Here is a 15,527-nt window from a genome sequence, read left to right as displayed (position 1 = left end):
CCGGTGCCCACCACCACGGTCGACGGGATCGCGACCCGCTACGAGGTGACCGGCGACGGGCCACCGCTGCTGATGTTCTCGCCGGGCGGCTTCACCGCGTCCCTGGAGACCTGGCGGACGCAGGGCATCTACCGCCGCCTCGGCCTGCTCGACCACCTCACCGCCCGGTACACGTGCGTCACGTTCGACAAGCGCGAGACGGGGCAGTCGGGCGGTCGCGTCGAGCGGGTCGGCTGGGCGTCGTACGCGACGCAGGGCACGGGTCTGCTCGATCACCTGGGCATCGAGCGGGCGCACCTCATGGGTGGTTGCGTCGGCTGCTCGATCGTCACGACGCTGGCGGTGGCGCACCCCGAGCGGGTGGCGAGCATGGTGCTGTACTCCCCCGCGGGCGGGCCCCGCTACCGCATGACCCAGCACGCCCGGCTCGGCCGGCACCTGGCCTACGTCGCCGAGCACGGTCTCGCCGCGGTCGTCGAGCTGGCCAGGGGCGGTACCGCGAGCTTCACCGAGGACCCCAGGGTCGGACCGTGGGTGACGGTCATCCGGCACGACGCCGCGTTCGCCGAGGACTACGCGCGCCGCGACGCCGACCGGTACGCCGTGGTCGTGACCGGCATGACCCGGCTGCTGTTCGACCGGGACACCGTGCCGGGGCCCGCGCCGGAGGACCTGATGCTCCTCGACGTCCCCGCCCTGGTCGTCCCCGGCGCGGACGCCTCGCACGCGCCGTCCGCGGCCCGGTACCTGCGGGAGTGCCTGCCCCGCGCCGACTACTGGGACGTGCCCGTCGCCGAGCAGACCGCCGGCACCGCGCCGAAGCGGATCCTCGAGTTCCTCGACGGGACCTGGAGCTAGTGCCGCGTCCAGGGGGAGTGGGGCGTTTATCCGTGGATCCAGTCGTTCGCTGGCAAGGCGGAGCAATGGCCTCGTACTGGGCGTACTCGGCCGTTGCGACAACGCGGCCAGCGGGCGACTGGGCCGCGGAGAAACGTGCCGACTCCTCCTGGACGTGGCACTAGATCCGCTCGCCGCGTTCCATGGCCGCGATCTGTCCAGGCGCCGCTGGTGCCGCTCGCCCTTGAAGGGGGTCCTCAGCCAGGTCTCGGTGATCGCCACGGCGTCGTCGTCGGTGATCACCTTCGCGCCGAGGACGAGGACGTTGGTCTTGTTGTGCGCGGCGGAGATCTCCGCCAGGAACACCGAGTGGCCCAGGCCCGCGCGGATGCCGCGGATCTTGTTGCACGCGATGGCCTCGCCGCCGCCGGTGCCGCCGATCACGATGGCCCGGTCCGCGGCGCCGTCGACGACCTGGCCGCAGACCTAGGCGCACAGCGGCGGGTAGTCGACCACCCCGTCGCCGTCGGTGCCGTGGTCGGCGACCTCGTGGCCGGCGGCGGCGAGCCGGTCGACGAGCAGCTTCTTCATCGGCACGCCGTTGTGGTCGGCCGCGATCGCGATGCGCATGGTGGTCCGTCCTCAGGCGGTCAGGTCGAGCGTGTCCGGGGCGAACAGGTCCTCGACGGCCGGCCTGCGGTCGAGGATCCGCTGCCGCACCGCGTGGTCGATCAGCAGGTCGATCATCGCCCGGTTCGGCGCGACGCCGTAGGGCAGCGGGTCGGCGCCGGTGATCTCGCCGACCCGCCGGTACATCAGGTCGGCCGGCGTCGGGTCCTCGATCGAACCGAGGCGCGCGACGTAGCGCCGCTTCGCCTCGGCGAACGCCTCGAACACTGCCCCGGCCAGGCCGGGGTGTCGCGCCAGCAGCTCGTCGCGCACGACCACCAGATGGTTGATCGGGTACAGCCCGTCCTGGCGCAGCGCCGCGAAACCGGCCTCGCGCGCGTCGGGGATCAGCGGGACCGGGCCGCTCACCCCGATGGCCGCGGCCAGCTCACCCGCCGCCACCATCGTCGCCAGGTCGCCGCCGCGCACCATCCGCACCACGTTCGCCGGCGGCCGGTACTCGGCCACGTGCTCGTCGCCGGACAGCACCCAGGTCACCTTGTCGAGGTCCACGCCGTAGTAGTCCTGCAGGATTCCCCGCACCCACACGCCCGTCGTGACCGTGTAGCCGCGGTTGACCCCCACCTGGCGGCCCTCCAGGCCGGACACCGCCGACGCTCCGTTGTGGACGATCGCGCCGTGGTGGAAGCCGCGCACCAGGAAGACCGGCAGCGCGGTGATCGCCTTGCCGTGCGCCTTCGCGCACAGGTACGTGGTGAACGCCATCTCGGTGACGTCGAACTCGAGCGTGCGCACCATCCGGCGGAACGCGTCGACGAGGACCGGCACCTCCTCGAAGTCGAACGCGAACCCCCGCGGCGTGACGGCGCCGTCCTTGAGGGCCAGGTTGTTGCCCTGGGTCCGCGTCACAGTTCGAAGAGCCCGCATAGCTAAATGTTATACCATCAGACCATGACTGAGACGGTTCTTGCGGCCGTGCGCACCGCCGCCAGCACGACCGAGTTCCGCGAGTACCCGATGCCGGACATCCCCGAGGACGGCGCGCTGCTGCGGGTCGAGGTGGCCGGCATCTGCGGCACCGACGTCAAGATGTACGCCAAGCCGGTCATCCAGGATCCGGTGATCATGGGGCACGAGAACGTCGGCGTGATCGCGAAGGCGGGCCGCACGTTCCGCGAGCGCCAGGGCTTCGCCGAGGGCGACCGGGTGTTCGTCCAGCACTACGTCCCGTGCCGGCGCTGCGAGTGGTGTCACCTCGGCCAGTACCAGCACTGCGAGTGGACCGACTGGCGCACCAACCCGGACGCCCGCCGCTACGGCTACACCTCCGCGGAGAACCCATACCACCTGTGGGGTGGGTTCGCGAGTCATCTGTACCTGCCGTGGAACGCGGTGGTGCACAAGGTGCCGGCCGGGGTGTCGGCCGAGCTCGCGGGGATCGTCACGCCGATGTCCAACGGCATCGAGTGGGCCCTGTTCGACGCGGGTGTCGGCTACGACTCGACCGTGCTGATCCAGGGGCCGGGCCAGCAGGGCCTCGCGCAGACGGTGGCGTGCAAGCAGGCCGGCGCGTCGCAGATCATCGTGACCGGCACGACCAGGGACGCGGCGCGCCTGGAGCTGGCCAAGGCCCTCGGCGCCGACCACGTCGTCGACATCGCGGTGGAGGACCCGCTGACCCGGGTCCGGGAGATCACCGGCGGCAAGGGCGTCGACGTCGTCCTCGACTGCACCGCGGGCGCCGGCACGGCACCGGTCCTGCTCGGCATCGACGCGCTCAAGCGCCGGGCCGGCACGATCGTCATCCAGGGTGAGCTGGCCGCGTTCCCGGACTTCCCGATGAAGAAGGTGACCGAGAAGGCCATCACGATCCGCAGCGCCCGCGGGCACAGCCACCGCGCCGTCGAGCTCGCCCTCGCCCAGCTGGCCGCCGGCCGGTTCCCGCTGGAACGGCTGACCACGCACACCTTCGGCCTGTCCGACGTGGACCGTGCCATCAGGACGGTCGCAGGCTCCGGCGACGAGGGTGCCATCCACGTCTCGGTGCTGCCATGAGCGAGCTTGCGAGCGAATCATGGATACAGAGCGAACAAGTGTCACAGGGCGACCGCGAGCGGCTCGACCGAGCCTGCGAGGGGGCATCATGAGCGTCGTGGTACGGCACATCGCGCGTGCCGACAGGTCCACTGTAGACGCGCTGGGCGGCCTCGGGGTGGCGACGATCCACGAGGCGCAGGGCCGGACCGGGCTCCTCGCCGCGCGGCTGCGACCCATCTTCCCCGGCGCGCACGTCAGCGGGACCGCGGTCACCGTCAGCGTCCCGCCGGGGGACAACTGGATGCTCCACGTCGCGGTCGAGCAGTGCCGGGACGGCGACATCCTCGTCGTCGCGCCGACGTCGCCGTCGGACGCTGGCTACTTCGGCGAGCTGCTCGCCACCGCGCTCCGGGCGCGGGGCGTGCGGGGGCTGGTGATCGACGCCGGCTGCCGCGACATCGCCGAGCTCACCCGGATGGGTTTCCCGGTGTGGTCGCGGGCGGTGTCGGCCACCGGCACGGTCAAGGAGACCCTCGGCGACGTGAACCTGCCGCTGGTGTGCGCGGGCGCGCTGGTGCGGCCGGGCGACGTGGTCGTGGCCGACGACGACGGTGTCGTCGTCGTCGCGCGCCCGGCGGCCGAGGACGTCCTCGCCGCCTCGCGGGCCCGTGCGGAGAAGGAGGCCGGCGCCCGCGCCCGCTACGAGGCCGGCGAGCTCAGCCTCGACGCGAACGATATGCGGGGCCGGCTCGCCCGCAAGGGGCTCACCTACGTCGACCAGGAACCCGGCGAATGATCATCGACTGCCACGGCCACTACACCACCGCACCCGCCGCGCACCAGGCGTTCCGCGACGCCCAGCTCGCCGGGTCGGCACCCACGCCCGCCCGCATCGGCGACGACGAGGTCCGGGAGAGCATCGAGACCACCCAGCTGCGGATACTGCGCGAGCGGGGCGGCGACCTGATGATCTTCTCCCCCAAGGCGTCCGGCATGGCACACCACGTGCCGGACCCGGCCACGGCGCGGGACTGGGCGCGGGCGTCCAACGACGTCGTCCACCGGGTGGTCGAGCTGTTCCCGCGGCACTTCGCCGGCGCCTGCCAGCTGCCCCAGACACCCGGCGGCCCGCTCGCCGACTCGGTCGCCGAGCTGCGGCGGTGCGTCGAGGACCTGGGCTTCGTCGGCGTCAACCTGAACCCCGACCCGTCGGGCGGGCACTGGAGCGCCCCGCCACTCACCGACGAGTACTGGTTCCCGCTGTACGAGGCGATGGTGGAGCTGGACGTGCCCGCGATGATCCACGTCTCGGCGTCGTGCAACCCCGCCGCGCACACCCTCGGCGCGCACTACCTCAACGCCGACACGACCGCGTTCATGCAGCTGCTGGTGGGCGACCTGTTCGCCACGTTCCCGACCCTGCGGTTCGTGATCCCCCACGGCGGCGGCGCGGTGCCCTACCACTGGGGCCGCTACCGCGGGCTCGCCGACCGGCTCGGGCGCCCGAGCCTGGCCGAGCACCTGATGCGCAACGTCTTCTTCGACACCTGCGTCTACCACCAGGCCGGGATCGACCTGCTGCACCGCGTCGTCGACGTCGACAACATCCTGTTCGCGTCGGAGATGTTCGGCGCCGTCCGCGGCGTCGACCCGGAGACCGGACACCACTGGGACGACACGAAACGCTACGTCGACCACCTTCCACTGTCCGAAGAGGACCGTGCGAAGGTCATGGCCGGCAACGCCCGCCGCGTGTACCCGCGGCTCGACGAGCGGCTGGGCTGAGCGTGTCCCGGCTGCGGCTGACCCTGGCCTGCGGGGACTACGACCGGACCCGGGCGCTCGAGGAGGGGACCGTGCGGCCGGACGGCATCGAGCTGACCTACCTGCGGCTGCCCGTCGAGGAGACGTTCTTCCGGATGCTGCGCCACCAGGAGTTCGAGGTCGCCGAGCTGTCGCTGTCCTCCTACGTGGTCTCCCTGCGCAGCGACCCGGCGCCGTTCGTCGCGATCCCGGTGTTCACCTCGCGGAGCTTTCGGCACAGTTCGGTCTACGTCAACGCGGCCGCCGGCATCACCACGCCCGAGGACCTGCGCGGTCGAACCGTCGGCACGCCGGAGTTCCAGCTCACCGCGTCGGTGTGGGTCCGCGGCATCCTGGCCGAGCACCACGGCGTCCCGGTCGAGTCCATGACCCACCTGACCGGCGGCCAGGAGCGGCCCGGCCGGATCGAGAAGCAGGCGCTCGACCTGCCGGGGCGCATCCGGGTGGAGCGCGCCGCGGCGGACCGGACGCTGTCCGGGATGCTCGCGAGCGGGGAGCTCGACGCGCTCGTCACCCCGCGCATCCCCCGCCCGTTCGCCGAGCGGGACCCCCGGGTGCGGCGGCTGTTCCCGGACGTGGTCGCGGCCGAGCAGGCCTACTTCGCCGCCACCGGGATCTTCCCGATCATGCACGTCGTCGTTATCCGGCGCGACGTGCACGAGCGGTGGCCGTGGGTTGCCGCGTCGCTGTACAAGGCGTTCACGCTGTCCAAGGACGACGCGCGGGCGCGGCTCTACGACTCCTCCGCGCTCCGGTTCATGCTCCCCTGGCTCAACCAGCACCTCGAGGAGGCCGAGCGCACGCTCGGCGCCGACTACTGGTCCTACGGGCTCGGGCCCAACCAGGACACGCTCGCGACCTTCCTGCGCTACCACCACGAGCAGGGCCTGTCCGGGCGCCGCCTACGCCCCGAGGAGCTCTTCGCCCCCGAGTCCACCGAGTCGGCGGTGGTCTGAGATCTCCTTGCGCCCCAAGAGGTAGTCCCGCGCGCTGTTCACCGCGTTGACCGCCAACAGCCGCCCGTCGCGGTAGTAGCGCACCGAGAACCGCTCCGCCGCGGGATCGCCGGCCAGCTCGACCCGGTCGTAGCCGTCGGCGACCCCGGCGATCTGAAGCTTCAGGTCGTACTGGTCCGACCAGAACCACGGCACCTCGACCGACGGCGGCTCGGCGCCGATGAGCGTCGCGGCGGCCACCCGCGCCTGGCTGATCGCGTTGGGCATCGACTCCAGCCGCACCCGGCCGACGCCGGTCATCGGGTTGGGCATCACCGTGCAGTCGCCGGCCGCCACGACCGAGGCCTCGCTGGTGCGCGCATACTCGTCGACCACGATCCCGCCAGCGCACGCCAGGCCGAGCTGCTCGGCGAGCTCCGTGCGGGGCACGACCCCCACGCCCACCACCACCAGGTCGGCCGGCAGCAGGGTGCCGTCGGTGAGACGCACCCCGGTCGCCCGGCCGGCCACGCCCTCGATCGCCGCGACCCCAACGCCGAGACGGACCGCGGTCCCGCGCCGGACATGCGCGCCCCGGTAGAACTCCGACACCACCGGCGCGACCGCGCGAGCCAACAACCGGTCGGCCACCTCCACCACCGTCACCGACCGGCCCCGCGCGCGGGCCGCCGAGGCGACCTCCAGGCCGATGAACCCACCGCCGACGACCACGACGTCCCCCGCCGCCGCGAGATGGGAGCGCAGCTGGCCGGCGTCCTCGGCGGTGCGCAGGTAGGCGATCCCGGCGAGATCGGCACCCGGAACGTCGAGCCGCCGGGGCCGAGCGCCGACGGTGAGCGCGAGCCGGTCGAAGGAGTACGTGCAGCCACGGTCGGTCAACGCGACCCCGGAACCACGCGGGCCGGCCGAGGACAGGTACAAGCGGGTGACCCGCTCGCCCGGCCAGATGTCGATCCGCCGATCCGCGTAGAACGCCGCCGTCCGCAGCTCGATCGCGGTGTCGTCGGCAGTCCCGGCGAGGAACGCCTTCGACAACGGCGGCCGCTGGTACGGCGTCCGCACCTCCGCGCCAATGAGCGTGACCGGACCATCGAAGCCGTTGTCCCGCAAGGAAACCGCGACCTGCACCCCGGCCTGACTGGCCCCGACGACGAGCACACCCCCGGTGTTCATGCTGTATTTGATGGCTCGCTCCACTCCTCCGCTAACTCGCCGTCTTCCTCCGTGCTGTGTTGGATGGTTCGCTCCGCTCCTCCGCTACTCGCCGTCTTCCTCCGTCCGATGCTCGGCGCTGACGCGCCTGCGCTTCTCCTCCGTCCAGACGGCGAACGCTCCGTCACTCCCGCTCACCGGTGACCGGGAGCTACTGCGCCTCTGGTCGTCGTCGTTGCCTGTCGTCCTTGTTTGTCCTTGTTGTCTGTCGTTGTGTTCTTCGCTTTTGCTCACGGCGGTCATGACTGCTCTTCCGGGGTCGTGACGATCAGGCCGTCCAGGGCGTCGGTGAGGGCGATCTGGCAGGACAGCCGGCTCGTGTCGCGGCGGTCGGACACGCCGAGGTCGAGCATCGCGTCCTCGAGGTCGCCGGGCGGACCGACGCGGGCGGCGAACTCCGCGTCGACGTAGACGTGGCAGGTCGCGCAAGACATGTTGCCGCCGCACTCCCCGACGATGCCGGGGACGCCGTTGCGCACCGCCGTCGACATGACCGAGTCGCCGACCGTCGCGTCGATCGAGCACCGCGATCCGTCGACCGCGACGTAGGTGACCTTGGGCACTGTCGGTCCTCTCGCCGGGCCGGGCGCCAGCGTGGCAATGGTATAATCATACTACCTTGAGAAGGAACATACCGGAACTACGTGCGGTGTGATATCGGTTCAGTCCAGCTCGAGGCCGGTCAGCCGCAGCCTCGCGACGTGGTGGCGCCACAGGTTCAGGTCGTTGAACGCGGCGCCGAGGTCCGGCAGCTCCGCGATGTCCTCGGGGGTCAGGTCCGCCGGACGGCCGCCCAACCGGGCCTGCTCGACGCCGACCCGGGCGAGCAGGCCAAGGTTCAGCGCGCGCACCACGGCCTGCTCGACCGCGTGCGGGCCGGACCCGACGGTCACGATGCCGTGCCCGCTCAGCACGCACACCGGCGCGACCCCCATGGCCGCCACGAGCTCGCGGCCGAGCTCCGGGCGGCGGACGAGGATCTTGCGCGGGTACACCGGGATCCCGTCGAGGGCCATGCGGGCGGCGGGGATGTTGTAGGCGCCGAAGACGGGGCGCAGCTCGACCCCGGCCAACGCGGCCGCCAACACGGCGGGCGGATGGCAGTGGACCACGGCGTCGACCGCGGGGCGGGCGCGCAGGATCTCCGCGTGGATGGGCAGCTCGGTCGGGACCGACCAGCTCTCGAGCTCGTCCCCGCGCCCGTCGAGGTCGACCTGCCGCACGTCCTCGTCGAGGGTGAGGAGCAGACCCTGCTCCCGTGGGCCTCGGCAGCGGACGAGTATCGTGTCGGTCCCGACGCGCGCGCTGACATGGCCGAGGATGTCCTCGGCGAGGCCGGCGTTCGCCAGGATCCGACACGCCGTCGCGATCGTCCGGCGTAGCTGCGGTGCCGTCATCTCAGGTCTCGGCGGGACACCGTACGGCTCCCCTGACGCTATTTGGGCTATTGGTATGATTATTTTCTCGGTTAGACCGTAGATAGTCAACCGGGCCAGCATCGCGTGGGGTGGCTCGATGAGGGAGGATGGGCCCATGACCGTCGAGGACAAGGCCGGCAAACAGGCGACCGAGCCGGAGCTGTTCAGCCCGGTCAGCCTGGGGCGGGTCTCGCAGGTCATCGTCGACCAGATCCGCATGCTCATCCATCAGGGCAAGCTCAAGCCGGGCGACCGGCTGCCCAGCGAGCGCGAGCTCTGCAGCCGGTTCGGGGTCAGCCGGGTCACCGTCCGCGAGGCGTTGCGGGTGCTCGAGGCGGGTGGTCTCGTCGACATCCGGGTGGGTGCGCACGGCGGCGCTTTCGTCACCACCCCAACGAACGCACGGCTCGGCGAGGGACTCGCCGACCTGCTCCGGCTCAGCCCGCTGACCGCCGCCGAGGTCACCGAGGCGCGGATGGTGTTCGAGCTCGGCATCGTCCCGATGGTCGTCGCACGCGCCACCGAGGCCGACATCGCCGCGCTGCGGGAGATCTGCGAGCGGCAGAAGGCCGCGCTCAAGGACGACACGTACTCGATGTCGCTGTCCGCCGAGTTCCACACCAAGGTCGCGGCGTGCACGCACAACACGGCCATCGAGATGCTCGTCGAGAGCTTCCACGGTCCGATGCTGATGTCGTTGAAGAAAGCCAAGACGCGGGCGCCGCTGATGGGCCGCAAGGGCTCCGCCGAGCACGCCAGGTTCGTCGACGCGGTCGCCGACGGCGACGTCGACGCCGCCACCGCGATCATGCGCGAGCACCTGCAGCGCACCGCGGACCGGGTGGCTCAGACGTCCTGAGCAGCCTCGCGAGCGGGGTCATCAGCCAGGGTCGCGAGCAGAGGCCGGCGCCGTGTCATCAGCCGGGTCCGGCGCGGCGTCCGGGGCGGCGTCATGAACATGGTCCTGAGCCGAGTCCGGCGCGGGGTCCTGAACAGGCCCCGGCGCGGCGCGTTCGCGGCGCAGCAACGGCCGCGCGGCGAGGGCGGCGAGGCCCGCCGACACCCCGGCGAGCAGCAGCCCGGCGCCGGCGCCCCAGCGCTCGCACAGCCATCCGGCGACCGGGCCGCCGATCGGGGTGCTGCCGAGGAACACGAAGCTGTGCAGGGCGATCACCCGGCCCTGCATCTCCGGCTCCGTGTTGACCTGCAGCATCGTGCGGGCCAGCGTGTTGAACGAGATGTTCGCGATCCCCAGCGCCACCATCATGCCGAGGGCCAACCCGAGGCCCGGCACGAACGCGGCGACCACGTTCACCCCGCCGAAGATCCACGTCCAGCGCAGCAGCGACCACGACGTCACCACGCGGCGGCCGGCGCTCGCGAGCCCGCCGAGCACCGCGCCGATCCCGAGCGCGGAGGTGAGCCACCCGTAGAACTCGGCGCCACCGCCGAGCGTGTCGCGGGCGAGCAGCGGCAGCACCACCCGGAAGTTCTGGCCGAAGAGCGCGATCACGGCCACCAGCAGCATGCACGCCCGCAGCTCCGGATGACCCCAGACGTAACGCAGCCCCTCCCTGGCCCCGCCGGACACCCGCGACGCCCGCGGCGCCCGGCGCAACGCCGCGGTGTTCATGCTGGCGAGCCCGAAGAGGACGGCCGCGAACGAGACCGCGTTGACCGCGAACGCCACGCCGACGTCGACCGCCGCGATGAGACGTCAACGCCCAGTCGCTGAACTCGACGGTCAACAACGCCGGCTGGCTCGGTGACGAACGCCTGCCGAGCCGGCACGTCGAGAACGGTGACGAAGCCCAGGCACAGCGCCAGGACGTAGACCATCCACAGCTGCACCACACCGGTGAGCACCGCCACGGCGAGCACCCCGCTCACCGCCTGGGTGGTCATGATCGTGCGGCGCCGGTCGAGCCGGTCCACGAGCACCCCGCCCCACAGCCCGAACAGCAGCATCGGCACGAACTGCAGTGCGGTCGCGATGCCGAGCGCCACCGCGGAGTCGGACAGGTCGAGCACCAACCAGTCCTGGGCGACCCGCTGTATCCACGTGCCGATGACGCTGACCATCTGGCCCATCACGTAGAAGCGGTAGTTCGGCACCGCGAGGGAACGGAACACGCGCGCCGCGCCACCCCGCGGGGGTCGGCGTCACCGTGCGCGACCTCGACGACGCGCTGACCGGCGCGGCCCGCGACCTCGGCGCGCACGTCGCGACCACGGCCGCCGGGGCCGCCGACGAGGCCGACGTGATCGCCGTGTTCGTCCCGACCGACCGCGACGTCCTCGATGTCTGTATGGGACGGTCCGGCGCGCTCGCCGGCGCCGGGGCGGGGGCGGTGGTGCTGTTGTGCTCGTCGCTGCGGCCGCAGACCTGCGCCGAGGTCGCCGCCGCCGCGCCACCCGGCGTCGACGTGCTCGACGCCGCGCTCACCGGTGGGGTGCGCGGGGCGGCGGCGGGTGAGGTGAACCTCATGGTCGGCGGCGACCCGGCGGTCATCGACCGCATCCGCCCGCTGCTCGAGCCCTGGACGGCGGCCGTGCACCACCTCGGGCCGCTCGGCAGCGGCCAGGTCGGCAAGACGGCGAACAACCTCGTGCACTGGGCCCAGATCTGCGCGATCACCGAGGCGCTGGAGCTCGGTCGCCGGGCCGGCGTCGAGGTGGCGGTCCTACGCCGGGCGCTCATGGACGGCCCCACCGACTCGCGGACCCTGCGCGAGCTCCAGCACATGCGCCTGACCTGGCACGCGAAGGATCTCGCGAACACGGCGGCCCTCGCGACCGAGGTCGGGCTCGACATCCCGGCCGCGGCGACGGCCCGCCGGATCATGCAGGGAATCACCGTCGCCGACGTCGCCCGGCTGCTCGCCGGCGGACCATTGCACGACCCCGCCAGGAGCAACGGCGACGAGGGTAACTTTCCCGTAACTCTCCCCGAGAAAGGTTAGACCTTTAGTCCACTACTGGGGTGTACTCATCCCTACTCGACCCGAAGGAGTGAAGAGTGCGCGACGACTATGGCAAGGGCGTACTAGCCAGTGAGAAGAAGAACCGCGACTCGTCGGAGATCGCGGCCCGGGACGAGTTCAACCGGCAGCACCCGCCCATCAAGGGTCTCGTCGTCCCGCATGACCTGCGCAAGATGGACCTCCCGGAACGGAAGTGGCGCAACAACCGCGGCCACTGGTTCGACCTCGCGGACTACGAGGTGCTCAACGCCCACCATCTAGCGGAGCTGTGGGGGTCGGTCGTCAGCTTGGCTGCGTCTGAGCGGCACGACAAAACAGCTTTGTGAGGAGCCCTGCAATGAGGAAACTGCGGAACCTTGCCGTCGCGATCGTGGCGCCCGCACTGGTCGCCTGTGGTTCGTCGAGCGACACCAGCGGGACTGAAGAGCCCGCTGAACACTTCAAGGGGGAGAAGGTCACGATCATCGTGCCTTTCGGCGCCGGCGGTGGCGCCGACGTAGCGGCGCGCTTGTTGGCACCGTTCCTCTCCGAGGAGCTTCCGGGAAAGCCCACCGTCATCATCGAGAACAAAGAGGGCGGCGGCGGCGCACTCGCCATGAACGACGTCGTACAAGCTCCGGCAGACGCGCTCACCATGGTCGTGATCACCCCGGGCACCCAGGCTCGCTGGCTCACTGGTGAGGAAGGGCACGACTACCCGCTGCCCGACTTCCACGCGCTCGCCGGGGTGCTGGGAAGCGGAATCACCTTCACGACCAAGTCCACAGCCGACTCGCTGGAGGATCTGATCGCCCGGAGCCAGACCGAGCCCTGGGTCACCGGCAACTCCAACCGCGACTCCGGTCCTTCGCTGATCGAGAAGAATGCGGCCGAGCTGCTGGGGCTGAAGCTCAAGCAGACGTTCGGCTACGGCGGCTACGGCGAGGTTGCCCTTGCGATGCTGCGAGGCGAGATCGAAGGCTCGTCCATGTCGGCCGGGGCGTTCACCAGCTCCTTTGGACCGATCAAGAAGAAGATCGGCGGATACACCAACCTGTTCCAGCAGGGCGTCGTGGGTGAAGACGGCAACATCGACCGGAGTGAGTTCTTCAAGGACGTGCCGACCATCGCCGAGGCGTACGAAGAGGTGAACGGGAAGCCGCTCGAGGGCGAAGAGCTCGAACTCCACCGAGGCCTGATCCTGCTCAACACCCTGCAGCAGTTGTACATAGTCGCACCCAAGACCCCGGATACCTACGTGACAGCCCTGCGAGAGGCGTTCTCCAAGGCCCTGAACAACCCGGAGTTCCTGGCCAAGGCGACCGACGCCTACGGAGGCTCCATCGACGTGCTCGACGGCGCCGTGGCCCAGGACCAGCTCAAAGAGGTCACCTCGATGCCGGATCAGGTCAAGCAGTACATCATCGACTCCGCTGAGGAGTGACGGCTCTGCACCCAGAGGCACCACGGTTGGGCTTGCGCAAGACCTCGACCACCGAGGTCTTGCGCAAGCCCGAGTCCTTAGCTCGCCGAGTGCCGCCCGGAAGACCCCGTCGACCGAGAAGGCGAGTACGACGAGCACAACGTCGCGGTCAGCACAGCCTGACAGCACGAGCCACCGGCCGACAGTATCGGCAGGTCGGATGAGGAGAAGTTGGTGGATCTAGGTTCGTCGGGCCTCGCCCTCGCTGAGCTCTTCTCAGTGAGCGTCCTGATGTGGCTCCTCATCGGGGGTGTGTACGGGGCGATCATCGGGCTTCTGCCGGCGCTGGGATCGACAGTCGGCATCGCGCTTGCGCTCCCCTTCGTCGTCCAGCTCGACACCTACCAGGCGCTGGCGTTCCTGATGTCGACGATCGCGGTTGGCTCGCTGGCCTCGGACTACACGTCGATCCTGTTCGGAATACCCGGAGACGGGACGAGCGCGGCTCTCATCGTGGACGGACTGCCGCTGACGAAGTCGGGGCAAGCCGGTCGGGCGCTGGGCGCTGACACCGTGGCATCGTTCCTGGGTGCCATCATCGGCGCACTGTCGATCGCCGCATTCCTCCCGGTGCTCGGTACATTCATCCTGACGTTCGGATCCCCGGAGATCTTCGCGCTGACGGTGGTCGGTGCGTGCCTCATCGGTGTGATCAGCGGGAACTCCGTAGCCAAGGGAGCGCTCGTTGCTGCGCTTGGCTTTGCGATCGCCATGATCGGCATGGACGGCAAGACCGGGATCCTGCGCTTCACCTTCGGTGAGCTGAGCATCTTCGACGGGATTCCTCTGGTGCCGGCTACGGTCGGTCTCTTCGCGATCCCCGAACTGATCGACCTGGCGGTGCAACGCATCATTGGTCGCCCAGCGGCGACGGGCCGCTTCGGCGGAGTGCTGGACGGATCGATAGAGGCGCTCAAGCGATGGGGCCTGATCGTTCGTTGCTCCCTGATCGCGATCTTCGTCGGGCTCATCCCCGGCCTGGGCGGTGGCGTATCCCAGTGGATGGCGTATGCCCACGCCCAGCAGTCCTCCAAGCACCCTGAGATGTTCGGCAAGGGCGCGATCGACGGCGTCATCGGGCCGGGTGCGGCCAACAACGCCAAGGACGGCGGTCAGATGATCCCGCTCCTTGCCTTCGGAATTCCTGGTGGATCGATCTCAGCGGTCCTGCTGGGAATCCTGCTGGTCCTCGGACTCAACCCCGGACCCGACATGCTCGAGGCCAATGCCGACATCACCCTGTTCCTGATCTTCGCGATGGTGCTCGCCAACATCCTCGGAGTCATCGCGTCCTATCCGCTGCTCAAGCGCCTGGCGTCCCTGGCCCATGTGAAGCCGATCGTCATCATCCCGTTCATCACCGTCATGCTCGTCATCGCGGCGCTCGGCGAACGCGGCCTGATGGCCGATGCCATGGTGATGATGGCGTTCGGGATTTTCGGATGGTTCATGGACCGGGTCGGCTGGTCCCGCCCGGCGCTCCTGCTCGGCTTCGTGCTGGCCGACCGGACCGAGAACAGTCTCTGGATCAGCTACACGCTGATGGGATTCTCCTGGCTGCTGCGACCTGGCGTGCTGATTCTCTTCGGGCTCGCGACCATCTTGGTGGTCACGATCCGCGTGCGGAACGCCCGGCTCAAGCGTCGCCACTCCATCGCAGCCGAATACACCGAGGACCCTTCGGCAAAGCCGCGTCCGACCTACTGGCTGGCTGAGACCACCGTGTGCTCCGTGCTGGCATGCTGGGGGATCGCGATGCTGGTGATGGCGCGGGAATGGCCCAAAGAGGCAAGCCTGTTCCCTGACATCGTGGCCACCGGACTGACCGGCTTGTGCCTGCTCCGGATCGTGCAGTTGACTCGGCAGCGGCCGAGACGGCGTGGCGCGGTGCGCGAAGATCTGCTGCTGCTCGACCCGTTGAAGGTGAAGTACACCTCGAGGATGATCCTGTGGTTGATCGCAGTGTTCATCGGCGTCTACGTGCTGGGCTTCGCCGTTGCGATCACGGTGTTCGTCTTCGCCTACTTCATGGTGGAGCGGGTCCTCAAGATTGTCCCTGCCCTGGTGGTCACCGCCATCTGTGGGTTCGGCTTCAGCTATCTATTCAGCACTGTCTTCGAGCTCCACCTACCGAGCGGGTTGCTGGGCTTGTACGCCTAGCAGCTTG

At 70.0% G+C, this 15,527-nt stretch carries 16 protein-coding genes and 2 pseudogenes; 11 read left to right on the top strand and 7 right to left on the bottom strand.

All coding sequences use genetic code 11. The annotated features are described in order from the left end of the window. The first annotated feature begins 3 nt into the window (after positions 1-3). Positions 4-858, top strand: a complete 855-nt coding sequence (locus tag GEV28_RS20145) for an alpha/beta hydrolase (RefSeq protein ID WP_291413647.1) — start codon at positions 4-6, stop codon at positions 856-858. A gap of 255 nt (positions 859-1,113) precedes the next feature. Here the strand turns inward: GEV28_RS20145 and GEV28_RS20140 are convergent. Next, positions 1,114-1,428, bottom strand: a pseudogene (locus GEV28_RS20140) (RpiB/LacA/LacB family sugar-phosphate isomerase); the annotation flags it as partial. Positions 1,429-1,479: 51 nt separating this feature from the next. After that, on the bottom strand, positions 1,480-2,394 hold the full coding sequence (locus tag GEV28_RS20135) for a hypothetical protein (protein ID WP_291413646.1): 915 nt from the start codon (positions 2,392-2,394) through the stop codon (positions 1,480-1,482). Between the two features lie 24 nt (positions 2,395-2,418). Here GEV28_RS20135 and GEV28_RS20130 point away from each other — a divergent pair, with 24 nt between their 5' ends. The 4 genes from GEV28_RS20130 (at position 2,419) to GEV28_RS20115 (ending at position 6,284) form a co-directional block, all read left to right on the top strand. Beyond that, complete coding sequence (locus GEV28_RS20130) at positions 2,419-3,522, top strand: alcohol dehydrogenase catalytic domain-containing protein (protein WP_291413645.1); 1,104 nt, start codon at positions 2,419-2,421, stop codon at positions 3,520-3,522. A gap of 88 nt (positions 3,523-3,610) precedes the next feature. Continuing rightward, a complete protein-coding gene (locus GEV28_RS20125) occupies positions 3,611-4,300 on the top strand; it encodes a 4-carboxy-4-hydroxy-2-oxoadipate aldolase/oxaloacetate decarboxylase (protein WP_291413644.1) in 690 nt (229 codons plus the stop codon). Next, positions 4,297-5,289 (top strand): amidohydrolase family protein, encoded by a 993-nt coding sequence (locus GEV28_RS20120; RefSeq protein ID WP_291413643.1) that lies wholly within the window; start codon positions 4,297-4,299, stop codon positions 5,287-5,289. The genes GEV28_RS20125 and GEV28_RS20120 overlap by 4 nt, the downstream gene beginning before the upstream one ends. 2 nt (positions 5,290-5,291) lie before the next feature. Continuing rightward, positions 5,292-6,284, top strand: coding sequence for an ABC transporter substrate-binding protein (locus GEV28_RS20115; RefSeq protein WP_291413642.1), 993 nt, complete (start codon positions 5,292-5,294; stop codon positions 6,282-6,284). On the opposite strand, the gene GEV28_RS20110 is transcribed toward GEV28_RS20115, so the two are convergent. The 3 genes from GEV28_RS20110 to GEV28_RS20100 form a co-directional block, all read right to left on the bottom strand. Continuing rightward, a complete protein-coding gene (locus GEV28_RS20110; RefSeq protein WP_291413641.1) occupies positions 6,231-7,457 on the bottom strand; it encodes an FAD-dependent oxidoreductase in 1,227 nt (408 codons plus the stop codon). The genes GEV28_RS20115 and GEV28_RS20110 overlap by 54 nt on opposite strands. 278 nt (positions 7,458-7,735) lie before the next feature. Next, positions 7,736-8,059, bottom strand: a complete 324-nt coding sequence (locus GEV28_RS20105) for a 2Fe-2S iron-sulfur cluster-binding protein (RefSeq protein WP_291413640.1) — start codon at positions 8,057-8,059, stop codon at positions 7,736-7,738. 99 nt (positions 8,060-8,158) lie between these two features. Beyond that, positions 8,159-8,893: a class II aldolase/adducin family protein gene (locus tag GEV28_RS20100; protein WP_291413639.1), complete on the bottom strand. Its 735-nt coding sequence runs from the start codon at positions 8,891-8,893 to the stop codon at positions 8,159-8,161. 136 nt (positions 8,894-9,029) lie between these two features. Between GEV28_RS20100 and GEV28_RS20095 the strand changes: the two genes are divergently transcribed. After that, positions 9,030-9,773 carry a FadR/GntR family transcriptional regulator gene (locus GEV28_RS20095; RefSeq protein WP_291413638.1) on the top strand — a complete coding sequence of 248 codons (744 nt, stop codon included), beginning with the start codon at positions 9,030-9,032 and terminating at the stop codon, positions 9,771-9,773. Positions 9,774-9,794: 21 nt separating this feature from the next. On the opposite strand, the gene GEV28_RS20090 is transcribed toward GEV28_RS20095, so the two are convergent. Beyond that, positions 9,795-10,604, bottom strand: a complete 810-nt coding sequence (locus GEV28_RS20090; RefSeq protein ID WP_291413637.1) for an MFS transporter — start codon at positions 10,602-10,604, stop codon at positions 9,795-9,797. Next, positions 10,544-11,047 (bottom strand): MFS transporter, encoded by a 504-nt coding sequence (locus GEV28_RS20085; RefSeq protein ID WP_291413636.1) that lies wholly within the window; start codon positions 11,045-11,047, stop codon positions 10,544-10,546. Before GEV28_RS20085 ends, GEV28_RS20090 begins: the two co-directional genes overlap by 61 nt. Before the next feature lie 29 nt (positions 11,048-11,076). On the opposite strand from GEV28_RS20085, the pseudogene GEV28_RS20080 reads away from it, so the two are divergent. The 5 genes and pseudogenes from GEV28_RS20080 to GEV28_RS20060 all read left to right on the top strand — a co-directional run. Beyond that, positions 11,077-11,469 (top strand): annotated as a pseudogene (locus tag GEV28_RS20080) (NAD(P)-binding domain-containing protein); the annotation flags it as partial. After that, a complete protein-coding gene (locus GEV28_RS20075; protein WP_291413658.1) occupies positions 11,467-11,877 on the top strand; it encodes an NAD-binding protein in 411 nt (136 codons plus the stop codon). The pseudogene GEV28_RS20080 and the gene GEV28_RS20075, both read left to right, overlap by 3 nt. 56 nt (positions 11,878-11,933) lie before the next feature. Continuing rightward, complete coding sequence (locus tag GEV28_RS20070; RefSeq protein WP_291413635.1) at positions 11,934-12,224, top strand: hypothetical protein; 291 nt, start codon at positions 11,934-11,936, stop codon at positions 12,222-12,224. 11 nt (positions 12,225-12,235) lie between these two features. Beyond that, complete coding sequence (locus GEV28_RS20065; RefSeq protein WP_291413634.1) at positions 12,236-13,321, top strand: tripartite tricarboxylate transporter substrate-binding protein; 1,086 nt, start codon at positions 12,236-12,238, stop codon at positions 13,319-13,321. Positions 13,322-13,579: 258 nt separating this feature from the next. After that, positions 13,580-15,520: a tripartite tricarboxylate transporter permease gene (locus tag GEV28_RS20060; RefSeq protein ID WP_291413633.1), complete on the top strand. Its 1,941-nt coding sequence runs from the start codon at positions 13,580-13,582 to the stop codon at positions 15,518-15,520. The last annotated feature ends 7 nt before the right edge of the window (positions 15,521-15,527 follow it).

Source organism: Actinophytocola sp. (genome assembly GCF_009379765.1).
Classification (GTDB): domain Bacteria; phylum Actinomycetota; class Actinomycetes; order Mycobacteriales; family Pseudonocardiaceae; genus Actinophytocola.
Note: the sequence above shows the minus strand (reverse complement) of the source record. Positions and strands in the feature narration are given on the sequence as shown.